The organism is Streptomyces sp. LARHCF249 (genome assembly GCF_052871255.1).
In genome coordinates this window covers 582,613-606,355 of the sequence record NZ_JBIXJQ010000004.1, presented here as the reverse complement: position 1 = coordinate 606,355, position 23,743 = coordinate 582,613, and the positions used below count along the sequence as shown (strand labels likewise).

Genomic DNA, 23,743 nt, shown 5'->3' with positions numbered 1-23,743 from the left:
ATCACACGTATGACCAGCGACACCGGAACTCCCGTCATCCCAGCCAACCACCGCATATCCGAGACGTACGTCGACTGGGCACGTACTCAGGGGCCGGGCATCGAAACCGACGCCCGGGACACGATGGAACGGGCGGGCAGCAGCCGGCACCGGGCCTGGGAGAAGCCCGGCCGGTTCGTGGACGATGCGGAGCGCCTGGCCCGGGGCCTGCCGGCCGCCCACCTGCCCTGGTTCTGGGACACCATCGGTCATTGGATGCTGGAGACGCACCGCCGATCCGCCGCCCGCGCCTACGCGCGGGCGCGCGCCGCCGAGCGCACCCACGCTCTGCCGGTCGATCCCGACTGGCGGCGGGCGAATCAGCTGCTGTTCGCCCGGTTCGGCGCCCTGCCCGCCAGTGAACTCAGCGGTGCGGCGGCCTGGTTGGCCGGTGTCCTCGAACCGGTCGACGCGCACCACGAGTTCGTCCGTTTGCTGAGCGCCTGGGCGGCGTCCCCAGGCGAGCTTCCCGCCGATCTGGCCCGCCGGGTCCGGGACTCGGCTCGTGCGGCCGGGCTCGGCAGCGAGGAGGAGGCCCGGGTGCTGGGCGGGATGCTGGCCGCGGCCCGAGGCAAGGCCATACCCGACCGGCTGCTCGATGCGGCCGCCGGCCCGCTCGGCGACCACCCGCCCGCCGACGAGCAGGCCACCGCCCTCCTCGACCTGTTTCCCGAGTCGAAGAGCGACGCGGCGGCCTGGCTGCGGCTGCTCATCGCGTGCGGTGCCGCCGACGCGGCCGCGGCCGGGCGGATCGCCCCGGAGGGCGGCCTCGGCGACTGGCTGCGCCGGTATGCCGCCGGATACTCCCACCGCACGGTCGGCGGCGGAGGGGTGACCCGCCAGCCCATGCCCGCGGAACTCTTCGACCTGGTGAGCCGGTTCGCCCCGCTGCTGCGCGCGCACGGCACGCCGGTCCGGCTGCACGAGGACCGCTACCGGTGGCCGCATCTGGACGCCGACCTCCTCGACCTCTGCCTCGCCGAGGGCGTACCCGTCCACGACCCCGGTGCTGCGATCAGCCTGGAGTTCTGGGGTGAGCACTCCAAGCGCGACCTCAAGGCACTCGCCACCGACCCGGTGTTCGGCCCCCGGCTGGAAGGCACCGTGCACGCCGGGCTCCGCACCCGTGGCGGCACTGCGATCAGCGGCACTGCCATCAGCCGGCTCCCGCACAATCCGGGCATCACGGCCGAGGTGCACGCCCGCGTCGAGAAGCTGCTCGACGCCCTGCGCGGCGGGGGACTCGCCGCCGCCGACGAGGCCGTCGACGAGCTGCGCGGCCTCCTCGACCGGCCCACCGCCATCGCCCTGGACGGCATCGAGGAGGCCCTCGACGCACTCGACCTCACCGGCCCGCTGGCCCGCGCCCTGCGGGCCGGGCTCCCCGAGGAGCTGGGCTGGCCCGCCCTGGACCAGGCCCTCGCCTCGTTCCGGCCCGACGAAACCGTGCACGTCACCTGCACCTGGCCGGTGCTCACCGTGTACGGCGAGACCCGCGCCCTCGCCGTCGACCACGCCGGGCTGCGCGCAGAGCACACCCTGCAGCTGCCCGACGGCGCACTCGGCCACACCGTGCACTGGGTCGGCGGCCAGTTCCTCGTTGCCTGGAACGAGGAGCACAAGGACAACTCCTCCAACACTGCCTATTGGTCCGACCGCCCCGGTGAGAGGTTCGAACCGGAGCAGACGTACGGGCTGCGCCCCTACGGCGGCAGCATCCAGGGCGGCCTCGGCTACCAGTTCGAAACCCCGGACGGGGGCGGCCGGTTCGACGGCGAGCGCGTCCTGCGGGCCGGCGGACGTGAGGGCATCGGTCACCGCGACTACCAGATGACCGACGGCCACACCTTCTGGAGCACCACGGTCTTCAGCGAGGACCACGGCGGCTGGAACCGCATCGACCCGGCCACCGGTGTTCCCACCGCCGACCGCACTCTGCCCGCCTTCCACGGCCCCGACCTGTCCCCGCCCGGCACGAGGCCTTTCCCTGACCACCGGATCCTCGCCGCACTGCCTCCTGGCGCCCCGCCCTCCCCGCTCGGCCAGGACGGCGCACTCACCGGCTGCCGGGTCGACTACCGCACCCCGTACGCGGGTCCCTCGCCCCGCGAGTTCGTACTGGAGTCCATCGACGGCCGCACCGCCTCCTACCGCAGCAACACCTGGGGCCGCCGCCCGTGGGGAATCCTTGCCCTGCCGCTCGGCGGTGAGGACGCCGTCCTGGCCGGCGGGACCACCATCCGCTGCCATGCCGCCGGCGACAACTCGTTGCTCTGGCAGGTCCAGGGCTTCCCCGGCAGCCGCGACAGGTCCCGGAGCCGGGCCACTCTGGGCGAACTGGCCGGGCCGGTTCCGCCACCCGCCTTCTGGCACTTCCTCACCCCCCGCCACGAGCCCTCTTCCCGTGTCCTGCGGACGGTCACCGACACCGCGGTGCGCGAGCTGCTGTACCAGGGCGCCGAGAGCGCCCTGCCCGGAGTGACCGACCCGCGGGTCCAGGAGGGCGTCGACCGCGCCGTCCGGCTCGCCGCCGACGTACTGCGTCGGCGCCGGGAGCTGTCCCACCGGGTCGCCGTCATGCGGGCCGGGCCGGTCGTCGACCTGCCCGACCCCATGCCGGACAACCGGCTCGTCCCGGCCCTCCACGGCCTGCTGCCCCAGCTGCGCGGCTACGAGGAACGGCAGCCGCAGCCACAGCCCGCCCTCCTCACCTCCGTCGCCGCCGACGGCCGGTACCTGCGCGGCGAGATCGACGACGAGGTGCGGGTGCTCGCCCTGCCCGCGCCGCCCTGCGAGTGGGCGGTGCTGACCGGCCGGATCGATGCCGTGGCCTGGCGGACCGTCGTCGCGGCCACCCCCGACGAGCAGCGACAGGCGCTCGCGGCCCTGCTCGGCGTATGGAGCCGGCAGCCGTTCGCGGAGGCCGGCAGCTCCTGGCGGACCGGCCGGGCCCCGGAACAGCGGATCGCCGCACTGCGCGCGGACGGTTTCACCGTGGCCTCCGGGCCGGACCGCAGCGGACTCGCCCCCTTCCTCCAGCGAGCGGCCGATCCGGTGCCCGCCGATGCCGAGGAATGCGCCACGCACACCGTCGCCGCCGACGACACCGCCCGGCTCCCCCGCCTGCTCGCCCTGCTCGCCGAAGAGGGCCCGCTGCCGGTGCCCGAAGAGGCCGTGGACCTGTTCCGCTGGCGCACCGGGGTGCCGCGCCCGATCGCCGCCCTGGTCCTCGACGGATTCGCCGGCAGCGACGACTACGGTGCGCACCGCAAGGTGGTCCGCTCCAAGCCGTACAAGGCGGACCAGAACACCCTCTACGCGTACGACGAGTTCCGGCGGCGGCTCGGTCCGGGCGGCCGGCGCACCGTGCTCGCCGCCGCTCTGCCCGGCGACCCGGCGGAGCTCTGGGCCCCTGGCGGGATGACCGCGGCCGCGGAACGCATGGCCGTGGCCTGGACCCGGCTGCTCGGCAGTGTCCCGTACACGGACGACGGCAGCCATGCCGCTGCCCTCGCCGCGGACCACGGACTTCCGGAAATCTGGGCCACGGCCCTGCTCACCGGCCGCCTTGATGAGCCTCTGGAGGCCGAGGGCATGCAGGCCGCCGCCACCGCTGTCGCCTGGGCTCTCGCCGAGCGCCCGGTCGAAGACCCTGCTGCGCAGGGTGCCCGCGTCCTGCTCGGCGGGCTCACGGACCTGCCCGCCGATCTGCTCACCGCTCTGCGCAAGCTGGCGGACCGGTCCGCCACCACCCCCGTTCCGCCAGGCCAGTACGAGACCAACCCGCTGTTCAGCGTCCCGGACCTGGTGGACCAGGTGGCGGCGGCCCTCGGTGTCAGCCGTGACGCGGCCGCCCTCCAGCTTCAGTTGCACGCTTTCGACCGCCCGGCCGACCGCACCGTCCGCCGCTGGAACTCCTGGTCCATCAATCATCACCGCGCCGTCCGCAAGGAGCTGACCGCCGCGAAGGCCCCGCGCCCCAAACCCGCCGCCCCGGCGGAACTCCCCGCTGCGGTCCCGGCACCCGCGCACGAGCGGTTCACCCGAGCTTGGGCGGACAGTGCGGCACGGCCAGAAGGGAAGGCGTGATGCTGCTGCACGCCGGGAAGGCCATGAATGCTGAGCCGCTCCTCGCGGAGCACAGCACCAGCCGGTAGCCGTCCGGGTCGGCGATCGTCACTCCGTACTCGTCCCAGTACGGGTTGTGGGCCGGGACACGGGCACCGCCGACTGCCACCAGACGGCCCACCAGCTCTTGCTCGGCAGGTTCCCTGAGGTAGAGCACGAACAGGTCGTCCACGGTCGGGGTAGGCTCCAGCGGGCGTTCGGGGTCGTGCGTCAGCTCAAAGTGTCAGCCGGCGTCGGACGGGCCGACCGTCACGAGGGTCCGGCGGCCGCGCAGTGGGACCGATCGCGGTCGTCCTGGACCACAGGACCGCTGCCGCCCTTCACCACCCGAAGGACCCGCACAACGAGCTTCGCAGACGTGAAGTAGGGGAAGCGGTGGCGAGCGGCGATGGCCCTCGGCTTCCGTGGTCGCCGACCTTGCAATTCCGCCAACGGATGTCGCCGATCACGCGGCTCGGGCCGACCCGCCATGACAGTGCTTCTGCGGGGTCAGTCCAGGGAGATCTGGAAGTAGGCCGTTTCGCGGAACGAGGCAGTCGGCGGGGCCACTTCCACCGTGATCGTGATCCCCTTGCCGTTCGGCCTCATGCGCACCGGGACGGTGCGCTCGCGGTCCGCACCCAGGGGCGGCACGAGGGCTGCGGCGGCCTCCTTCCAGTTAAGCCAGTGCACGCTGGCCCCGGAGGAGTGGTCGTCGAGGGACCGGCCCGCGCGGACGACCAGAGGTGCGGAACTGTATGTGGAGACGCCCGCGTCGGGCGACTCGCCGATGGGGCGGATCGTTTCGTCGGTGCCGTTGTCGTAGGTCACGGTGAGGCCGTAGGTGCCGTCGGGCTCCGGGCGCGGGCGGCTGACGGTCACCTTCAGGCCGTCCTCGTACCGGGCGGTCGCGCCGGGGCCGAGGGGGTCCGCGACCGATCCGGCGGGGCCGCTCTGTTCCAGCTGGCCGTAGCCGTCGAGGCCCTTCTCGAACTCTGCCAGGCCCCAGGCGCCGAGACCGATCAGGACGAGTAGAACGAGGGCGGCGATCGAGCAGCCCCTGAACCATCGGGGCATGTCCGCGGTTGGTGTGTCGGTAGGGGCGTCTTCCGTGTCCATGCTGGTCACCCTAGGCAGCGGTGCCCCCGCGGGCCATGAGCGGGAGTACTCAGGGACCGTCTGAGTAGTCAGCGCCGTCCAGGGGGCCGCGTCCACCGCCCTGCGGGGCGGGAGGCCACCGAGCCGCCTGAGAGCCTGCGGCTGCACGGCGGTTTCGGCGGTTTCGGCGGTTTCGGGGCGAGCCACGGCCGCCACCTCCTCCAGTCAACCTCCTCGTCATCCAGCTCACGGTTTCCACCCGTGCGACTGAGCGCCGTAGTCGGCCCGCCCGGCCCAACTGCGTGCTCTGGTCCCTCAAGCAGGTCTACGGAGGAGCCACGCGCTTCGGCCATGGACACTGCTCCTACCGTGGAGTGCCGGGTCAGCGGCCTGGACTGTCTCTTTGAAGGAGTGCGGCATGGGGGATACCGGGGCGCCCGGTGCAGTGGCTGTGGGGCTAGAGGCGTACCGGGGGGAGCTGACCGGGTACTGCTACCGGATGTTGGGGTCGTACGCCGAGGCTGAGGACGCTGTACAGGAGGCGCTGGTGCGGGCGTGGCGGAGTATCGACCGCTTCGAGGGCCGCTCGGCGCTGCGGACGTGGGTGTACCGCATCGCCACCAATGTGTGTCTGGACGCCCTCGCATCGGGCAAGCGGCGGGCGCTGCCGATGGACCTGTCCGGCCCGAGCGGGGGCGGCACCCCGCCGGCGCCCCCGCAGGACTCCGTCCTGTGGGTGGAACCGTGCCCCGGCGCTCGCTGGCGCCGTGACCGCGTTGGTCAACGGCGACGACCCGATAGCGAGAGTTCAAGGCACCGGCGAGGGCGTCCCATTCGCCCACGTGGCCGGCCAATCCGTGAAGAAGGACGACCGGCAGCCCTGAACCGCCCCAGTCACGGCAGGACAGGCGGACACCGTCCCTCACCACGGTGCGTTCGAACCAGGTCACGCCTTCCTCCTTGCAGTGTCGGCGGGCTGGGGCGGCATCGGTCCGCCGGCCATCCCTCCCCACCGGTCCCTGCCGTGGGACCCGCGTGGCGTGCTCGGCCCCGTAGTTGGCGTCGGGTGTCCTGTGAGGGGCGGTGAATCGTCCGTAGCGTAATTGCTGCGCCAGGGACCGTTTGCCACCGCGCGGGCCGCCGGAGGCCCGCGTCAGGCCCACGTTCATGTCGGCGAGTGGCGATGCGTCACCAGTCAGATGTTCAGTCGAGAACCATGCAGGCGAAACGGGGCAAGCATGAACCAGCTCGCACGTCGCGCGAGGCAGCGCATCATGAAGGTGACGGCCGCCTTGGCGGCGGCCGCCGCGTTCGTGGTCTGGTCGACGGGACCCGCTCAGGCGGGTACAGCGGAAGTCCGACGGACTCTCACGCTTACGGATCGACCTGACATGAATGACTACGCCAGCACCAATGTGCGTTACATATACCTCGAAGCAGACTATTACCTGTGGGAGGTGCTGCTGTTCGACGAGCGCTCCCAGCAGATCGTGCCGGGAAGCCGGCAACAGCGAGCCATCTGGCTCCGGGCGGGTACCTACGCATGGGACTGCGCCATCGGGGGCACGGACGGCTACCTGTACCGCAACTGGTGCACCCTCTCCGCCGGCACGGACCGGGCACAAGTCGGGCCCACCACGTTCGGCATCGGCAGCAGCGGAAGTCACACGCTGATCGGACGCCTCATCGGCACGTAGCGTCTTCCTTCCGGCGAACGCATCCCTGGGACGGTCCTCGCCGCGGCTCGCCGGACGGACGTCCGCAAAGCACGAGCCGGCCGGACGGGAACCGGGTCACCACCGGGCGCGCGCCACGCCGTCACAGTCAGGCAGGACTGCACGAAAGGAGCAGGTGGCGCCCGGGCGTCCGCACTGATCGTCCTGGCGCGACATCACCATCACCGTCAACGCGATCGGCAAGTTGTTGCAGGCAACCGGTCGGCATGCCACCGCCCTCGACACGACGCAGCGCGAGGGCTGAGTCTTCCTCATGGAGATGGATCCCCGATCCCCACTTCTCCATTGCGTTTCCCAGCGAGGATCGCGGCGGGATCACGGTGCGCGTCGTCGAGGCAGAGAATGGAACCCTCTCGCTCACGGGGGCACCGGACTGGGACGGCTCCGCGAACGGCACCTTCGACCTCACCTGAGTGCAGCCCCCTAGGGCAGGAACCCGACTTCGCTGCCCTGCCACCGACTCCGGCATGTCGCCCCTTGCTGATCTTTCAGAATGAAGTACGGCGGCGGCGAAGGCATATGAGCCTGTAGGCCAGTTCGCGCAGGCCCTGGTGCAGATCCGCGCGTCGTTCGTAGCGGACGCGGAGCCGCTCGAACTGGTGCAGCCAGGCGAAGGCGCGCTCGACGACCCAGCGCGCCTTGCCCAGTCCGGAGCCGTGTGCGACGCCGCATAGGGCCATCATCGGCTTGATGCCACGCTTCCACAGCAGGCGGCGGTGCTTGTCGAAACCGTAGCCCCGATCGGTGTACAGACGCCGGGGCTTGCGGCGACGGCGTCCTGGCACGCCTCGAATCACTGGGACGGCGTCCAGCAGGGGCGGCAACGGGGTGACGTCATGTCGGTTCCCACCAGTGAGCATGGCAGCGAGAGGTGTGCCATGGCGATCGACGATCAGATGGTGTTTGGAGCCGGGACGGGCACGGTCGGCGGGCGAGGGCGTCGCCGAGGAAAGAGATCAAGCTCACCAGACGATGACACCGCCGCCCTCGGCTTTGGCTCGCACAGAGGCGGCAACGATGTTGTTGAAGCATCGGGTGACGTACTCCGTGTCGTAGCCGCTGACTTCAGCAAGGTGATCGAAGTGCGGGCGTATCGCTTCGCACTCGGCCAGGAAGTCGTCGATCTCACCCGGCTCGACCTGCAGGTTGCCGCCGTCGAGCCGGGGAAAGAAGCGAGGCCGCCGCTACCCTCGTAACGGCCGTCTTCTTCCTCGTCGCCCCCGCGCTTCAGAAGCGGCGGGGGCGCACCGGCTGGGTGCGCGTCGTCCCCGTGGTGTCGTCCACCCGCGCGTTTTCTCGGTGCCCCTGAGGCGGTCCTGATCGTGGACGGCACCGGGTTCCTGAGGAAGGGCACGCTCGGCCGGGGTCCAGCGTCAGTACTCGGGAACGGCGTGCCGAACGGAGAATCGTCAGGTCGTTTGCCGCCTGGTATCCGGCGAATGGGCGCCCGGGTCCGTCGCCGGCCCGGCTCGCGCTGGTGTCGGTGTCGGTGTCGGTGTTGCAAAAGGCCAGATCGCCGTCCGGGCCCAGGCCGAGCCGGCCGACCGGTAATGGAAGAGGAAGTCGTCCTCACGAGGCGGGCGACACGCCTCCCTCCACTCTGGAGAGCACCTCCTGGTGCCGGATGTCGTCGAGGGTGAGAGCGTCGAGCGGGCGCAGGTAGGGGAGGTTGTCACGGATCGGGTAGCCGCGCCTGAGGCGCGGGTTGTAGAGGAGGTGCTCTGCGGGGACGTGGATGAGCGGGCCCTTGTCCACGGGGCAGGCGAGGAGGGAGAGGAGCTGAGGGTCGGGCTCAGTGGGTTGCGGCATGGTGGGGTTCTCCTAGGCGGGTCGGTGCGGGTGGCGGTTCGTCGTGGCGCGGCAGGGTGAGCAGGACAAGGACGGCGAGTGCGGTGCCGCCGAGGCGGAGCGCCAGCCGCAGCGGTTCGGTGGGGAGGTCTTCGCCGAAGGCCACGGTGCCAGCGACGACGGTGAAGATGCTGGACACTGTGGTGGTGACCGGGACGATCACGGAGGCGCGGCAGCGTTGGAGCGCGGTCTGGGACAGGCCGAGACCGGCTACTCCAGTGGCGACGAGCAGCCAGGGGTGGGGGCCGCGCAGGAGCTCGGGCAAGGCTGTCGTCAGCGGTTGCTCGGCGAATGCGGCCGAGGTGCCCTTGATGGCCAGTGAGCTCACCCCGTACAGCAGCCCCAGGGCGACCCCGTACGGCACTCCGGCGCTGTGGCGTCGGTGCCGGCGGCCGGCTCGGCGCAGTGAGGCGAGGAACAGCAGGAGGCCGAAGGCGAGGCAGGGGAGGCAGACGGCAAGCAGGGGCATGACGGGTGCCTGCGTTCCCACCCGGTTGCCGTCGGCATTTCCGTCGCCGAGCGAGCCGACGACGGCGAGCAGGGCGAGCAGGATGACGCCGGTGGCGAGGAGTTCACGCCGGCCCGGGCGTTCGCCCAGTGCGGCGGCGGAGAGGGCGATCAGGAGCACGGTTCCGGAGAGGAAGACCCCCTGGGCGGCGGCGATCGGCAGCAGTTGGTACACCTTCAGCTGGGCGGCGAATCCCAGGCCCAGCACGGTGAAGCCCAGCAGCCAGCCGGGGCTGGAGGCCAGCGTTCGGAGCAGGTGCAGCGGACGACGGGGGTCCAGTGCGGGGAGGGCGGCCAGCGCACGCTTCTCGAGGACGAAGCCCGCGCTGTAAAGGACGTTGGCGAGCAGGGCGACCGCGACTCCGAGGATCAACGGCGTCCCCCGTCCTTCACCAGTGCGTCCAGGATCTCGGCGCAGCGCCGGGCGAGCTCGGCGGCGGCGGGTTCGGCGAGCAGCTGGTGGCAATGGCGGACGGCGAGATGGAGGCGGCCGCCGAGGGTGAGGGCGCTGACGGAGAGTCCGCGGGGCATCCGGACGGGTGCCGAGAACCACAGCGCGTCGGCCGGGCCGACGGGGCCGAAGTCCAGCGGGTGGGTGACCCTGCCGAGGTTGCTGACCAGGGCGGTGGACGTCCAGGGTGCGGCGATGCGACGCAGTGCCCTGGTCAGCGGGGCCTTGGCGCCGACGGGCAGCCAGGGGGTGCTGACCAGGCCGGCGACGAGGCCGCCACCGGTGACGGGGGCGGCCTTGGCCGCGCGGGTCTGCGCGCTGATGCGCCCCAGCAGCATGGCCGCACCGGCGTCGGGGGCGGGAGCCTCGGCGCGGATGATGGCCAGGTGGTTGTGGTTGCCCATGGGGGCGCCGGGGGCGAGCGGGCCGTCCGGCCGGTCGTCGATGGGCATCGACAGGTGGATCGGGCCGGTGGGGTGGCCGTGCCGATGGTTCCATTCGGCCAGGGTCAGCTGGACCGCCGTCAGGAGCAGATCGTTGACGGTCGGCTGGGGCGGCTTGGCGCCGGTCCGGTCGAGGGGAAGCACGCTGAGGTGGACACCGGTGCCGGGAGAGGGACTTGCGGCGGGAGCGATGCGGGCCGGGCGGCCACCCCGGGTTGTGAAAGCGGCCGGGGCATCGGCCGCACCGCCGGAGCGCTGCCCGGCCCGGGCGCCGGAGTGGCGTCCGGCCGGGGCACCGGAATAGTGGTCCGCGACGTCGCAGAGCAGTCGCAGGCAGGTGCCGGCGTCCGCGAGGGTGTGCGCTGCCGTCAGCAGCAGGGCGGTGCCGCCGCCGGGTGCGGGTGCGGTCTCCAGCCGGAGTGGAGGGCCGGCCGCCAGCGGGGGCGGTTCGGTCAGGGCACGGTGTCGGGTGGGGCCGAGGTCGGCGGTGGCCGCCACGGCGCCGGGGCCGATCGGCGCCGGCTCCCAGTGGTAACGGCGGTGCCACCAGCGGGAGTCGGCCTGCCGTACCTGCAGCGTCGGGTGGGCGGCCAGGGTCCGGGTGAAAGCGGCCCGGAGCCGCTCCACGTCGACGGTGCCAGGGAGGTGGGCCTCCAGGTGGACGGTGTCCGCGTCAAGGTGCTCCTGGAGCAGGTGGCGTGAGTACTCGTCCATCGCCGGGAAGGGAGCGCGCCCCTGCCGCCCGGACGGGGTCCGGGCGGCAAGGGCGGCGAGAGACGGGCGGGTCACTGGGCCTCGGCCCGGTGGCGGGGCCGCGTGGCCTGGCGGTCCGCAGTGACCAGCGTGGCGGCGAGCGCCAGCAGCGCGAGCACCTCGGCGGCCGGGCTGAACGCCCCGCTCGGGGGCGTGAGGACCGCCAGCAGGCCGGCGCTGATCATCGCCGCCCCGGCGACGTACGGCAGCAGGCTCGGCCACCGGAACGCGACCAGGACCAGCGGCACCGCCAGCAGTGCGAGCGGACCGCCGACGACGCCGAGGACCAGCAGCGGGAAGAGCACGCCCAGCAGCCACCGGGGCGCGTTGGACGCGTCCCAGTCCTGCGGGCCGGGCTGGTCGTGCGGCCGGCCGCCCCGGCGCCGCAGCGCCGGCACCACGACCAGCCCGGCGAGCACCAGCAGGGCGAGGCCGCCGAGGACGAGGCCGAGGTCGTACGTGGTGGCGGGGGCGTAGGAGAGCAGTACGGTTCCGCCCGTGCCCGCCGGGACCACGTAGCCCTGCTGCCAGCCGTCGAGCCGGACGGACTGCAGCGGCTTGCCGTTCAGGGTTGCGCGCCAGCCGGGGTTGGCGTTCTCGTGCACCTGCAGGTAGGAGGCGTCGCCCCCACCGATCTTCACGCTGCGCTCGTCGCCGGACCAGGACAGGACTTCCACCGTCCGGCGCGAGCCGGGATCGGCAGCCGGGCCGGCGTCGCGGGCCGAGAGCGTGAGGTCGGTGACGGCCAGTGCGCCGTCGTCGGAGGCGGACACCCGGTGCTTGCCCTGGCCGAGCGTCAGGGTGGGCCCGCTGGCCGGGCACAGGGTCACGGCGACGGGATGCCGCTTCTGCAAGGCCGTGACCGTGCCGGTCACGGAGGTCTGGTGGGCGGTTCCGTCCACGGTGAGAACCGGGCCCTTGCCGCACGGCAGGGTGAAGGCGGTGTCCTGGGTGCCCTTCGTGTCCTGCGTCTCCTGGGCGTCTTGACGGGCCACCAGATCGGCCAGGGCCGGGATGTGCACCTCGCTGAGGCCCGCCGGCAGCTGGAGATTCTGTCCGGCGAGCGGGTTGTGAACGACGACGGGGGCCGTCGCGGTGATCGTGATCGTCAGCTGGTCGGTCGTCAGCGGGGCGAACCGGACCAGGCCGTTGGCGTCCACCGCAGCGCTGACGGCGTCGGTCGGGGTGCTGAGCTGAACCTGGGTCGGTCGGGAGGAAAGTCCGCCGGCGGCACCGAGCACCAGGTGGTCGATGCTGCGGCTGCCCTGCCAGGCGAGCCGGACAGAGGACTTGCCGTCCGCGATCCAGGCGGTGGTGAAGTCGCCGTCGAGCAGGTTGCGGGGGCTGCCGGAGCTGGTGGAGCCGGCCTCGATACCGATCTTTCCGGTGGCACGGCCGGGGGCGACCTGGTCCAGCAGGGCGTCCAGGGCGGGACCGGGCAGGGCGACGGCGCTGCCGGTCACCTTGAAGTCACCTGTACCGGTGGTGAGTTGTCGGTTGAGCCCGGTCTCGACGGTGCCCGACTGGGAACCGCCGAGGTCGAGGGTGCGGTGCAGCGAGTAGGAGTCGGCCGTGGCGGCCGGGAGCGACAGCACACGGGTGGCCTTGACCCCGGGGATCGATATCTCCGAGAACCCGGCCCCGCCCACGCCGGTGGAGGCGGTGACGGCGCCCTCGATGGTGATCTTCACCCAGGCGGCGGGCCCCGCGGGAGCGCTGACGTCCTGCGCCACCGCCTGCGGCTGCAGCACGCTCACCTGCGAGCCCCGGTCCGTGGTGATCCGCACCTTGGTGATGGTGGGCCGCAGCGAACCCCCGGCGAGCGGGGTGACCTTGAGGGTGGCGGGGAGGTCCACCGACCCGTTGAGGTCGATCCGCAGCCACTGGCCCACCGGGTCCGCGCTGCTGCCCTCGGTCCACGCCGTGCCGGCGTTCCCGTCGAAGGCTCCGACCGGGTCGTACTGCGGCAGGGCGAACAGCCAGGAACCGTACGAGGAGGCGGTGATCGACTTGGCGCCCTCGATCAGCGAGGTGGTCTGCTCGGCGGCGGAACCGGCCCGGCCCGAGGGCAGGATCTGCCGCGGTGGGCCGCCCGGGTCCTGGCCGGCGTCCTTCGGGTTGGTCTCGGTGGCCGTGTAGGTGTACGAGTTGTTGGCGTCGACCAGCCCGAAGAGCGTGTCGCTCCGGCGCTGCCCGTCGGCGGTGGCCCGCAGCGCTGCACCGGTGCCCTTCGGCAGGAGGTCGCCGGAGAGGATCACGGGGCGGTCGGTGACCGTACCGCTCGCGGAGAGCGGGAGCAGCGACTCGGGACCGCCGCTGACCACCGCGGTGTCGGCCACCGGGCGGGTGGTGACCCGTCCGGGTGCGGCTTCACCACCGGTGGGGGCGAAGATCTCCACTGCGGCGTACTGCCGGCTCAGGCCCTGGATCTGGGCCGGGGTGTCGGGCGTGAGCTGCCCGGAGGTCATCGCGGGGCCGAAGCCGGTCACCCGCTCGTAGCCCGAGGCCAGCAGGGTGGCACGTACCGTCTGGGGTGGGATGTAACCGGCCTGCGCGGGGTCGAGGTCGTTGCGCACCACCAGGTGGTGCACGCCGGACCGCTCCAGGAAGGCGTCGAGCCCCGGCACCTTGGTGCCGGTCGCCAGCGCCTCCTGGATCGCCTCCAGGTAGCGGCGCTCTCCGGCTTGGCCGAAGGGCACGAAGTTGTACTGGGCCCATGGGGAGTCCGCCAGCACGTCGAGCGGCTCGTCGATGGTCGAGCCCCACCTGTAGAGGCCGTGCGCGTCGGCGGGAACCACCAGGGCCCGGCTGTCGGGCGCTTCGGCGGACAGGTAGGCCGCGGTCTGCTTCCACTGGGAGGGCAGCGCCTTGAAGGAGCCCGGCTGGAGGATGTTTCCGTTCAGGTAGGGCAGCGCGAGGCCGGGCAGTACCGCCAGTGCGACCAGTGCCGGGACCAGCCGGGGCCGCGCGGCCGCGCGGCGCAGGGGCCGCCCGCACAGGTGCGCCAGGCCCAGGGCCAGCGCCAGTGCGAGGCCGGTCTGGAACTTGTAGATGTTGCGCAGCGGCGCCAGCGCGCCGTCGAGCAGCTGCTGCACCGTGCCGTGGAACGGCGCCCCGAGGGAGCCGCCGTACCCGGCGAGGGTGATCAGCGCCACGGTGCCGACGACGAGCAGCAGCCAGCGCCGCTCGGGCAGGTCACGGCGGGCGAGCCCGGCCAGGCCGAGGGCTGCGGCGAGCGCGGAGCAGGCGATCACCAGGACGTTCGCCGCCACGTCCCAGCCGGCGGGCAGCCAGGCCGAGCCGAAGTGCAGGTAGGCCACCCAGTTCCCGGCCCCGCGCAGCAGCTCGGTGGCGGACATGGTGGCGGTGGTGGTGGACGCCTGCTCGATGTAGCGCAGGAAGTCGGCGCCGTAGGAGTTGAGCAGGAGCAGCGGCACGGCCCACCAGGCCGTGGCGAGGAGCACGCCCGGCACCCACCAGGCGATCAGGCGCCATTTGCGGCTGCCGCCGGGCCGGCTGAGCAGGTAGAGCCCGACCGGGAGCAGTGAGGCCGCGACCGAGGTGGCGTTGACTCCGCCCATCAGCGGGATCAGCAGTGCGGAGCGGAGTGCGGCGGCGCGCGCCGAGACGAAGCGGGTGAGCGGCAGCAGGACCCAGGGCAGGACCGCGCCGGGGAGCGCGGCGGCGGAGGTGGATCCGACCACGATGGTGAACACCGGCCACAGCGCGTAGCAGGCCGCGCCGAGCAGCCGGCTCGCCCCGGTGCCGTACCCGAGGCGTTCGGCGAGCCGCAGCGCGCCCCAGAAGGCGGCGGTCACGACGAGCGACAGCCACAGCCGCTCCGCCAGCCAGACCGGCAGCTGGAGCAAGTCGGTGATCAGGTAGAACGGCAGCATCGGGAAGGCGTAACCGACGTATTGGTTGGACAGGGCGCCGAAGCTGCCCTCGCTCTGCCAGAGCGTTCCGAGTGTGCCGAGGAAGCCCACCGGGTCGAGCGCGACGGCGAGTTTGGTGTCGAAGGCGATCCTCCCGGGCGCGGCGGCCAGGAAGGCGGACAGGACCAGCAGCCAGAAGGCGGCGAGCCAGCGGCGGCCGGCACGCGGCTCGGGGCGCGGCCTCGAGGGCGGCGCGTCGGGGAGCTGCAGCGTGGGGGCGCTCATTCGGAGGTTCTCCGCATCACCAGGAGAAGATTCCAGGACGCGATCTCGCGCAGACCTGGAATACGGACGAGGGTCTCGGCCAGGAACGGCCAGTAACGCGATCGTGCGGAGAGGACCTCGACGTCGCCGCGCCCGCGCACATGACGCAGCACCGGGCCGATGTGCACCCGGTAGAGGTTCTCGCCGAGGGTGTGCTTGGCACTGTGCCCGGTGCGCCGCCGGTAGCGGCGCCGGGCCCGGTCGGCGCCGAGCAGGTGCCAGGGCGAGGTCTCGTGGCCGCCCCAGGGGGAGAGCCAATTGGTGTAGGAGACGTACACCAGGCCGCCGGGGCGGGTGACCCGCACCATTTCGCTGATGAAGGTCTCCGGGTCGGGCACGTGCTCCAGCACGTTGGAGGAGAAGCAGACGTCGGCGGCGCCGTCGGTGAGCGGCAGCCAGTACCCGTCCGCGACGACCGCGTGGTCGGGTGTGCGTCCGCCGCGCGAGTGGAGCTCGGCGAGGTCCGGTTCGAAGAGGAAGGCGTGCGCGCCGCGGGCCCGGAACGCCTCGGTGAAGTGGCCGGCGGCGCCGCCGACGTCGGCGACCACCGCCCCGGCCAGGGGTGTGTACCGCTCGACCTGGTCGGCGGCATCCTCGGCCAGCAGTGCGTAGAACCTCTCCGGGTCGCTCTGCTCGCTGCGGAAGGCGCGGAACAGCGCGAGGGAGCGGCGCAGGGAGGGGTCTTTCACGAGCGCTCCGCCAGGGTCGGGGCCGGGGGCTCGGCCGTGGTGCGTCGGAACCCGGTCCGCCCGGAGCGGTGCAGGGCGACCGCCTCGGCTGCGGCGGCCTGGAAGCAGTCGACGCTGTGCTCCCAGGAGAACTGCTCCGCGTGGCGGCGGGCCGCCGCCCCCGTCGCGGCGCGGCGTTCGGCGGACAGGGCCAGTGCGCACCAGGCCGCGGCGAACCCGCTCTCCCCCTGGGCGAGCAAGCCCGTGCGGCCGTGGACGACGGAGTCCCGCAGGCCCGGGATCTCGAATCCCACCGCGGGCGTGCCACGGACGGCGGCCTCGGTGACCACCAGACCCCAGCCCTCCAGCGAGGAGGGGTGCAGCAGCAGCCAGCTCCGGCAGAGCAGCCGGTGCTTCTCGGCTTCGTCGACCCGCCCGGCGAAGACCACGCCGGGCCCGGCCTGCGCCTCCAAGCGGGCCTTCTCCGGGCCGTCGCCGACGATGACCAGCTTGCCGCCGGTGATCGGGCGGACCCGCTCCCACAACCGCAGCAGCAGATCGATGCGCTTGTACTCCACGAGCCTGCCGACGGCGGTGAACAGCGGTTCGTCGGATTCGGGGAGCAGCGGCGCGGGGGTCTCGACGCCGTTGGGCACGAGGTGGATGCGGTCGGGCGGTACGCCCATGCGCGCCATCGCCTCGGCCGTGGACGGAGACACCGCGACCATCAGGCTGCGGGAGTGGGTACGGGTCAGCGCACGGTGCTCCAGCATCCTGCCGACCCGGGCGACCGGGCCGGGCAGGCGCTGGTCCCAGAGTTCGGTGTGCACGTGGTTGACCAGGCACATCACCGGTCCTCGGTGCCACAGCGGCGCCAGGTAGGGGACGCCGTTGCAGACTTCGACCAGCAGGTCGGTCTCGCCGACGCTGCGGCCGAACGCGCGTGGGGTGCGCAAGAAGTGGTCGTACGTGCCGCCGGAGGAGACCACGCGGTAGGCGCGGTCGACGGACGGTTCCGGGCCCCCGCAGAGCAGGGTGACCTCGTGCCCGCGGTCGGCCAGGCCGGAGGCCAGCCGGTCGACGAGCAGTTCCGAGCCGCCGGCGGCCGGGTTGGCCAGGTCGCGCCAGGCGAGGACGGTGATCCGGCGTGGGACCTCCGGCGACGGCCTGGCGGCCGTGACGGCCGGAGGTGCGTGTGGGGACGTCTGGTGTGCCATGGGAGCTCCTGGGGGGGCGGTGCTCAAGGCGGTGAGGGCAGGGACGGTTGGGCTCAGGGGACCGGGGGTGACCGGTGGGGCAGTCGCACGGGAGGGACCGGGGGATGCGGCTGGCGGCGCGCGAGTGGCGCGCGCCGCCAGTCTGGACCGTTGCTACCGCCCGGTACTACTCACCAAATTGATAAATTCCAGTCGAGTTCGCGCGGAACACACGATTTCTCTGTCACCGGGGCGAGCGACGAATGTCACAGCGAGGCGCGGCGGCGCAGCAGCACGCCCGCCGCCAGCAAGCAGGCGAGGCCTGCGGCGCCGGCGGCGAGGGGGGCGGTGGTGCCCACCAGCTCGAGCTTGCGGGCGGCGGCCTGCGCGGTCCGCACCTGGCCGTCCCGGGTCTCCGCCGTCATGGTGAGATCCGCCCGCAGCAGGACCAGCAGGTCAGGGCCGTCCTCAGAGGTCCGCAGGGTCACCTGCGGCTGCGTACGGGCGTCCATCACGGTGCCGGTGACCGGGTCGACGACCACGCTGAACCCGGCGTTCGCGTAGTAGCGGTCGGCGACGACCTGACTGCGGTCAGCCAGTCCGAGCAGCTTGCCGGGCACCTGCTGGGTCCCGACCTTGGTCGCGCCGAGCACGGCACCGTAGCGGTAGCCGACCCGGCCGTTCACGGTCGCGGTGCCCTGGAAGTCGAGCGTGACGGTGCCGCCCAGCGTCGAGTCCCAGTAGGCGTACGGGCGCTTGACCAGGCCGAACGGGAACTTCAGGTACGCCTCGCCGGAGAAGACCGGGGTCTCGCCGTGCGAGTGCAGCGGCAGGTTGGTGCGGCGGTCGGTCACCCAGCGTTCCACCGTCCACTGGACGGACTTCCGCGGGTCACCGAGTGCGAGCGTGGCGGCGGTGTCGATCTGGGTGGAAATATCCATCACTGCGCGGGTCGGGCTGCTCTGTGCGACGTTGCCCACTACCCGCCGGGTGAGCGTGAGGTCCTGGACCGGGCTGACGGCGACGGCCTTGGTGTCGAAGACGCTGCCACTGCCGGTGAAGACGGTGGTGGTGTTGGTGTCGATCGGCGTTTTGCGCAGGTTCGGCAGCGCGTACCAGTGCAGAAGCGGCGCCAGCACCAGGAGGAAGGCCGCGACGGCGGTCAGGACCAGGCCGATGCGGGACAGGTGGCGGGGCGCCGCGGGTTCGGGGAATTCATCGGCGGGCTGGTCAAGGATCTGACCCGTGGACACGGACATGATTACGCTCCGTAAGGGATTGGGGTCGGCACAGACCGTGCGGTGGTGAAGGCGGTGGTGCGACGAAAGGTCCCCAACGGCTGCCGAGAGTGAGGCAGGTCCCGTGTACATCCCCTGAGCGCGGAACCGTAGGTCCCCCCTTGACGGATTGTCAACGCCAGGGCAAAACTGTGCGGGCACGGGACCGGGCCGGTGCGAATGGTGTCGCCTGCTGTTCCGCCCCGCTCGCTCGGGGCCCACGAAGGGACGATCCGCAGCCATGCGTACCCGACACCCCGTTCTCGCCCTCGCCCTCACCGCCGCCGCGGGGGCGGTCCTCGCCGCCGCCGCCGCGCTCGGCCTGGTCGCCGTCGCGACCGCCGCTCCCGCCCAGCCCGACGTGCCGCTCGTGTCCTTCACCGACTGATCTCGGCGCACCCAGGGAGGCTGCCCGCATGAGCGCACGAACCGATTCCGCTCCGACCGTCGCACTGCGGTCGGCCTCCGCATGGAGCACCGTCAGCGCCGCCGACACCGAGCGGTTCATCCGCCTCGCCTGCGCCGAGATCCCCACGCTCTCGGTCGAGGTGATGCAGCAGATCCACGCCCAGTTCCCGCAGATCGTGGAGATCTACGACGACGACGGCGTCTCGGGAGTCCTCACCCGGATCAGGCAGGCCCTCGGCCCCTTCGTCGAGAGCGTCCGGGCGGCCGGCGGCCCGCAGATCTCGGGAGACGGCGGCGTACGTTTCCGCGAGGTCGCCGCCTCCCTCGACCGGCGCGAGACCATGCCCGGGCGGGCGCTCGACTTCATGCGGGCGGTCTACCGCTTCGGGGCCCGGGTGTCCTGGCGCCGGCTCACGGAGATCGCGGACGGAGTGGGGATCCCGCCCACCGCGATGTACGAGCTGGCCGAGGCCGGCTTCGACTACATCGAAGCCCTCGTCGTCGAGGCGGCCCGGGGCCAACTCGGCAACGACTCCCTGGCCGCCGGCGAACGGCTCCGCCGCCAGCGCCGTCTGGTCGAGCTGCTGCTCGCGCACCAGCCCGCCGCCCCCGAGACGACGGCCCAGTACGCCGCCAACATCGGCTGGCGGATACCGAGCACGGTCGCGGTCGCAGTCCTCAACCGCAACGAGAAGGCGATACTGCCACCGGCCCTCGGCAGCGGCATCCTGCTCGACTGGGAGAGCGAGCAGCCCCGGCTGGTCATCCCCGACCCCGCCCCGGCCGGCCGGGCCGACGCGCTGCGCCAGGCACTCCCGGGCTGGACCGGAGCGCTGGGGCCAACCGTACCGCTGGCCCATGCGGCACGGTCGCTGCACTGGGCGCAAACGGCGGTCGGGCTCATCACGGCCGGGGCCCTGCCGTCCTGTGGTCTGCTCGACTGCACCGAGAACACCACGGCCCTGCTCCTGCTGCCCCCCGCCGAACTGATCGACGACCTGGCCGCCGGATGCCTGGCCCCGCTGGCCGCCTGCACGCCGGGCCACGGGGAGCGGCTCGCGGATACGCTGCTGGCCTGGCTCCAGACCCGGGGCGGCGCGGCGGAGGTGGCGGCGCGGATCGGCGTCCACCCTCAGACGGTCCGATACCGGATGCGCCAGCTAAGGGAGTTGTGGGGCGACGCACTGGACGACCACGATCAGCGCTTCGCCCTGGAGCTGGTGCTCCGGGCCCGGAAGCTGCGCTCGGCCGCCCTCGCCTGAGGGGCGTCGCACGATTGCGCGTCCGGTAGAACATCTCCCCAGCACCGCAGCTCGGTCGTCCAACAATGCAGTGCTTGAGCAGTATGACTGCCGCGGCTACCTGACCCAGAAGTGGTGGCTCAATACAGCCGGCACCGCGGGTGGGGCGCTGTTGGTGAAGCATGGCAGCGGTCTCTGCGCGACCATTCGCCCGCGACGTCCGTCCCCTCGGGGCGGATCGCCGCGCCGCGTTCGAAGAAATCCTCGCCGCCCAACTCGCCCACATCGAAGCCGCAATCCGCCTGAGCCGGCCGGCCGGCTCGTAAGAAGACGTCTGCCGACACCTACCCGGCGATCAGGAACCCGCCCAGCTGGGCAGTGCCGAACGTCAGGGACGTCACAACCTTCTGCAATCTTGAGGTGGGTGTGCTGCGTCAGCACGCCGACCGGATGCGGCTCCGGCCCGAATGTCGCCTACCACCTCACGGTCTTCGCTCCCGATCGACGGCGAGACCGCCGAAAAAGTCGGAACAACCACATGCCCCCACGCCGCCTCCCCCTCGCCGAACAGACGCGATCACGCCGAAAGGAACGGCTCCGTCAGATGCGGCGTCGCCAGGTGCAGCATGGTGGCGGCTTCACGCGCGAGCATGCGCTTCCTGGAGTACCGGGCCGCCTCAGGATCGATCTCGTGCGCGTAGGCGAGCTCGGGGTGGAGGAGTTGGAGGGCGTGCACCAGGAGGTCGCCGGTGATGAGCGCCGCCTGGCGCCCGTCCTCGATCAGCACGCTCTGATGTCCGGGGGTGTGACCGGGCGTGGCGACCGCGCGCCCGGTGCGAAGCGGCGTGTCCCCGTCGAGGAGCCGGAGCCGGCCGGCGGCCGCTAGCGGGTCGGTGAGGGTCTCGCGTAGCTGCGGGTTGAGTGCGTCGAGGGCTTCGAACTCGGCCCGCTGCAGCAGGTATTCCGCATTCGGGAAGTAAGGGCGGCGGCCGCCGGTCGAAGCGTTGCCGTCCACCCCGCCGCCCACCCCGCCGCCCGCTGACGGGACGGCAGCCTCGGTCACGACCGCCCACCCGACGTGGTCGGTGTGCAGATGGGTGAGCACCACGGTGTCGACTTCGGCCGGGTCGATGCCCGCGGCAGCGAGCGAGTCGGGGAGCACACCGGGCACGGGCGCCCAGGTGGCGGCCGGGCTGTCCGCCGGACCGATCCCCGCATCCACGACGGTGAGGCCCTTGTCGCTGCGGACCGCGTATGCGCGGAACTGGAGCCGCCAGCGTCCCTGGGCGTCGACCGCGCCCGGGTCGTAGCGGTCGGCCTCGGCCCACTGTGAGGCCGTGGCCTCGGGGAAGGCATCGGCGCGGGAGGAGAAGAACGGGCCTTCGCCGTCGGCCAAGGCGATGATCTCGGCCGAGCCGACCCGCACGCGGGGAACGTGGAGGGACATGACGTCGATCCTGCCATGTTCTCGGCGCCTGGAGAACGGAATCGATCGTGCTGATCAGCCCCACCAGCAGCAGGGTGCAGGCAGCCAGGGACCTCCTGGGCCTGCACCCCTTCTCCAGGAATAGCCGAGACAGTCGGGGTGAGTCATCAGCCATGCTCGATCGTCCTTCGGGCATGACACACCCGAGCCCCGCACAGTCCCCAACTCCGCGCTGGCCGCACGGCAGCCATGGCGCCACCCCGGAGGACCCGGTCGGCTGCCGCGGCAGCCGAGTCCCCAGCCACACCGCATGCCTCCCTCACCTGGCAGATGCCGACCGTGACGCCTACCTGGCCGGCCTGGGCCCTGGCGCCGACATCGACCACCGCGCCACCTCCTTCACCGAACCCCTACTCGAAGCCCTCCTCGACGCCCTCCGTGACCCCTCCACCGGACACCCCTGTTTCGGCATCGCCGATTTCGCAGAGGCGACCTTCCAGGGCGATGCCCAATTTGAACGAGCTCTCTTCGAGCGAGCTGCTGTCCTCGGGCCGTCGGTGTGCGCCGGGCGGGTGAGCTTGTCGGCCGCGGTGTTCAGCGGTCCGGTGACTCTCTCGTTCGCCGCGGGCTACCTGGACTGCCGGCGGACCCGTTGGGCGGGCTCCTGGAGGGTGGCTGTCGACTCGACTCGCCCTGGGGCGAGGGTGACGAGCCCGGGGGCTGGCTGCGGGGCGTACAGCACTGCGTGGAGGCGAGGTGCGCGGGGTTGTGGTCGCGGTTCCGGGGAGGGGTGCGGGCGCGGCGATCGTCGTGGTGGCTCCGATCCGCGGCGTCGGCGGTCTGCTCGTGGGCAATGGACCGTCACCCCCCGCCGCGTGGGCGGCCGCCGTACCGAGCAGCCGATGGGAGGTGGGCGCGCGGTGGGGATAGCCGCGAGCAGCCTGGACTACGTCAACGTCGCCATCGCCACCACACCGGCGTCGCTCAGCGGCACACCACCGCAGTGCGCGTTCCTGCCGGACACCAACCTGGCCAACCCCATTTCCGGCGACTGGCTCGCCGGAGAGTGGGGCCGACGACACTGCGCGCATCCTCGTCGGCCGCTCCGGCGGCGCGACAGCGTTCAGCCGTGACGAGGGGCACGTCTGGCTCCGCATCGCCCCGCCCAACGACAAGCTCGTCGTCCGGCTCGCCGGGACGCTCCGGGTGACCTGACCACGTCACGGAGGGGTCACGCAGGCCGCACGCCTGCCCGGCCCGAGCAGCGGATGATGCACCCCTCACGACCTACGTCCTGGGGGACTCATGCACGCCCGAGTGGCTCTGCGAGGAGAACGACTCGATCCGCCAGTCCCTCTCCGCGACAAGATCGAGGACCGCTTGCCAGTCCTCCGCCGAGGCATGTGGGACACGCACGTCTGGCAGCGACCCCATCAAGTCCCGATCGAAGAAGCACTTCACGTCATCCCGCAGCAGATCAGCCACTCCGGCATGCTGCCCGGCTCCCCGGCCCAACGCACCACCCCCGTTTCCCTTGACCAAACGCATAGGGCTCCAGCCCTGAGGGGCCACGGCCGCGCCGCCATCCGGGGCGGTAAGCGAAAACGCAGTTCGCACCGACGCTCACCCGCCTCGAGACCGAAGCACTCATCACCGTTCTCGGACAGGTAGCCGAGGCACAGGCCGATCTGCGGGCGGCAGCACTGGAACTACAGGCAACGATTGGGATGCGGCTGCCTGCGGAGTAGGCGGACGACGACCCTCCCGTGGGGAGGAGCGAGAGGGGCGTCGGCCTGGGATGGCCCCTCGCGGAATCACACCCGATCTTCTTGCTCCCAACGGGCCAGGATCTCGGCCACGCGCGGGTACCGCTCCAGTAGCTCGGCATCAGTCAAGTCCATGTCGGCGGTCCCCAGAATCGTGGCGGTGCCGACTGGCAGCGTCAGTTCTCTGGTGCGGTACTCGTCGGTCACAGGACCTCCAGCGTTCGTTCGGCTGAGGCGCCCACGATCCGCCTGGCAAATGCCTGCGTCAACCCCTGCGGAAGAAGTCGTTCCAGATGCAGCGCATGACGTTCCCGTACTCCGTGTCCAGGGACGTGTACGGTTCCTCGCTCCACCGCTGGAACGTCTCCGTCAGCTGCGCCTCGACCTCGTCGGGCAGGTTGCTCCGCCATGTGATCTCGCCGGTCTCATGCCGATCTCCATCCAGGAAGTCCTACGCGTCACCAGCACCGGCAGCTCGGTGACCTCCCAGATGGCCCCTGGCGGCTGTCGCAGCCGTCGGGCATGCTCGCCGCCGGCGTTCCTGCGCCTGAAGCTGGACCGCTGAAGGCCCCTCCTCGAC

General features: G+C 72.0%; 16 protein-coding genes and 6 pseudogenes. 9 read left to right on the top strand and 13 right to left on the bottom strand.

Annotated elements, in window-relative coordinates; all coding sequences use genetic code 11:
• Positions 1 to 9: 9 nt before the first annotated feature.
• On the top strand, positions 10 to 4,128 hold the full coding sequence (locus ACIPUC_RS14520; RefSeq protein ID WP_446589580.1) for a hypothetical protein: 4,119 nt from the start codon (positions 10 to 12) through the stop codon (positions 4,126 to 4,128).
• On the opposite strand, the pseudogene ACIPUC_RS14515 reads toward ACIPUC_RS14520, so the two are convergent.
• Together ACIPUC_RS14515 and ACIPUC_RS14510 are read right to left on the bottom strand one after the other, a co-directional pair.
• Positions 4,079 to 4,591 (bottom strand): annotated as a pseudogene (locus ACIPUC_RS14515) (VOC family protein). The gene ACIPUC_RS14520 and the pseudogene ACIPUC_RS14515 overlap by 50 nt on opposite strands.
• 65 nt (positions 4,592 to 4,656) lie before the next feature.
• Positions 4,657 to 5,265 carry a hypothetical protein gene (locus ACIPUC_RS14510; RefSeq protein WP_446589579.1) on the bottom strand — a complete coding sequence of 203 codons (609 nt, stop codon included), beginning with the start codon at positions 5,263 to 5,265 and terminating at the stop codon, positions 4,657 to 4,659.
• Between the two features lie 397 nt (positions 5,266 to 5,662).
• Between ACIPUC_RS14510 and ACIPUC_RS14505 the strand changes: the two are divergent.
• Positions 5,663 to 5,998: pseudogene (locus ACIPUC_RS14505) on the top strand (sigma-70 family RNA polymerase sigma factor); the annotation flags it as partial.
• On the opposite strand, the pseudogene ACIPUC_RS14500 reads toward ACIPUC_RS14505, so the two are convergent.
• A pseudogene (locus ACIPUC_RS14500) lies at positions 5,994 to 6,194 on the bottom strand (alpha/beta fold hydrolase); the annotation flags it as partial. The pseudogenes ACIPUC_RS14505 and ACIPUC_RS14500 sit on opposite strands and share 5 nt — an antisense overlap.
• A 288-nt stretch (positions 6,195 to 6,482) precedes the next feature.
• On the opposite strand from ACIPUC_RS14500, the gene ACIPUC_RS14495 reads away from it, so the two are divergent.
• Positions 6,483 to 6,941 (top strand): hypothetical protein, encoded by a 459-nt coding sequence (locus ACIPUC_RS14495; RefSeq protein ID WP_446589577.1) that lies wholly within the window; start codon positions 6,483 to 6,485, stop codon positions 6,939 to 6,941.
• A gap of 527 nt (positions 6,942 to 7,468) precedes the next feature.
• On the opposite strand, the pseudogene ACIPUC_RS14490 reads toward ACIPUC_RS14495, so the two are convergent.
• Positions 7,469 to 7,918: pseudogene (locus ACIPUC_RS14490) on the bottom strand (IS5 family transposase); the annotation flags it as partial.
• Between ACIPUC_RS14490 and ACIPUC_RS14485 the strand changes: the two are divergent.
• Both ACIPUC_RS14485 and ACIPUC_RS14480 read left to right on the top strand, forming a co-directional pair.
• Complete coding sequence (locus ACIPUC_RS14485) at positions 7,859 to 8,176, top strand: hypothetical protein (protein WP_446589576.1); 318 nt, start codon at positions 7,859 to 7,861, stop codon at positions 8,174 to 8,176. The pseudogene ACIPUC_RS14490 and the gene ACIPUC_RS14485 overlap by 60 nt on opposite strands.
• Before the next feature lie 99 nt (positions 8,177 to 8,275).
• A pseudogene (locus tag ACIPUC_RS14480) lies at positions 8,276 to 8,396 on the top strand (transposase); the annotation flags it as partial.
• Positions 8,397 to 8,549: 153 nt separating this feature from the next.
• On the opposite strand, the gene ACIPUC_RS14475 reads toward ACIPUC_RS14480, so the two are convergent.
• The 7 genes from ACIPUC_RS14475 to ACIPUC_RS14445 all read right to left on the bottom strand — a co-directional run bounded on the left by ACIPUC_RS14475 (position 8,550) and on the right by ACIPUC_RS14445 (position 18,304).
• The gene (locus ACIPUC_RS14475; RefSeq protein ID WP_446589575.1) at positions 8,550 to 8,789 is read right to left on the bottom strand and encodes a Trm112 family protein; all 240 of its coding nucleotides are present in this window, start codon (positions 8,787 to 8,789) and stop codon (positions 8,550 to 8,552) included.
• The gene (locus ACIPUC_RS14470; RefSeq protein ID WP_446589574.1) at positions 8,773 to 9,708 is read right to left on the bottom strand and encodes a hypothetical protein; all 936 of its coding nucleotides are present in this window, start codon (positions 9,706 to 9,708) and stop codon (positions 8,773 to 8,775) included. Before ACIPUC_RS14470 ends, ACIPUC_RS14475 begins: the two co-directional genes overlap by 17 nt.
• Entirely contained in the window at positions 9,705 to 10,943 is a 1,239-nt protein-coding gene (locus ACIPUC_RS14465) for a condensation protein (RefSeq protein ID WP_446589573.1), read from the bottom strand. Before ACIPUC_RS14465 ends, ACIPUC_RS14470 begins: the two co-directional genes overlap by 4 nt.
• 71 nt (positions 10,944 to 11,014) lie before the next feature.
• On the bottom strand, positions 11,015 to 15,142 hold the full coding sequence (locus ACIPUC_RS14460) for an alpha-(1->3)-arabinofuranosyltransferase domain-containing protein (protein ID WP_446589572.1): 4,128 nt from the start codon (positions 15,140 to 15,142) through the stop codon (positions 11,015 to 11,017).
• Positions 15,139 to 15,870, bottom strand: coding sequence for a class I SAM-dependent methyltransferase (locus ACIPUC_RS14455; protein ID WP_446589571.1), 732 nt, complete (start codon positions 15,868 to 15,870; stop codon positions 15,139 to 15,141). The genes ACIPUC_RS14460 and ACIPUC_RS14455 overlap by 4 nt, the downstream gene beginning before the upstream one ends.
• Complete coding sequence (locus ACIPUC_RS14450; protein ID WP_446589570.1) at positions 15,867 to 17,066, bottom strand: glycosyltransferase family 4 protein; 1,200 nt, start codon at positions 17,064 to 17,066, stop codon at positions 15,867 to 15,869. Before ACIPUC_RS14450 ends, ACIPUC_RS14455 begins: the two co-directional genes overlap by 4 nt.
• A gap of 245 nt (positions 17,067 to 17,311) precedes the next feature.
• Positions 17,312 to 18,304 carry a DUF3068 domain-containing protein gene (locus ACIPUC_RS14445; RefSeq protein WP_446589568.1) on the bottom strand — a complete coding sequence of 331 codons (993 nt, stop codon included), beginning with the start codon at positions 18,302 to 18,304 and terminating at the stop codon, positions 17,312 to 17,314.
• Positions 18,305 to 18,563: 259 nt separating this feature from the next.
• On the opposite strand from ACIPUC_RS14445, the gene ACIPUC_RS14440 reads away from it, so the two are divergent.
• The 3 genes and pseudogenes from ACIPUC_RS14440 to ACIPUC_RS14430 form a co-directional block, all read left to right on the top strand.
• Complete coding sequence (locus ACIPUC_RS14440) at positions 18,564 to 18,710, top strand: hypothetical protein (RefSeq protein WP_446589566.1); 147 nt, start codon at positions 18,564 to 18,566, stop codon at positions 18,708 to 18,710.
• Between the two features lie 28 nt (positions 18,711 to 18,738).
• Positions 18,739 to 19,992 carry a PucR family transcriptional regulator gene (locus ACIPUC_RS14435; protein ID WP_446589565.1) on the top strand — a complete coding sequence of 418 codons (1,254 nt, stop codon included), beginning with the start codon at positions 18,739 to 18,741 and terminating at the stop codon, positions 19,990 to 19,992.
• 185 nt (positions 19,993 to 20,177) lie between these two features.
• Positions 20,178 to 20,297 (top strand): annotated as a pseudogene (locus tag ACIPUC_RS14430) (TetR/AcrR family transcriptional regulator); the annotation flags it as partial.
• Between the two features lie 251 nt (positions 20,298 to 20,548).
• Here the strand turns inward: ACIPUC_RS14430 and ACIPUC_RS14425 are convergent.
• Positions 20,549 to 21,418, bottom strand: a complete 870-nt coding sequence (locus ACIPUC_RS14425; RefSeq protein WP_446589564.1) for an MBL fold metallo-hydrolase — start codon at positions 21,416 to 21,418, stop codon at positions 20,549 to 20,551.
• Positions 21,419 to 22,317: 899 nt separating this feature from the next.
• On the opposite strand from ACIPUC_RS14425, the gene ACIPUC_RS14420 reads away from it, so the two are divergent.
• Positions 22,318 to 22,530, top strand: coding sequence for a hypothetical protein (locus tag ACIPUC_RS14420; RefSeq protein ID WP_446589562.1), 213 nt, complete (start codon positions 22,318 to 22,320; stop codon positions 22,528 to 22,530).
• Positions 22,531 to 23,211: 681 nt separating this feature from the next.
• On the opposite strand, the gene ACIPUC_RS14415 is transcribed toward ACIPUC_RS14420, so the two are convergent.
• Positions 23,212 to 23,370 (bottom strand): hypothetical protein, encoded by a 159-nt coding sequence (locus tag ACIPUC_RS14415; protein ID WP_446589561.1) that lies wholly within the window; start codon positions 23,368 to 23,370, stop codon positions 23,212 to 23,214.
• Between the last annotated feature and the right edge of the window lie 373 nt (positions 23,371 to 23,743).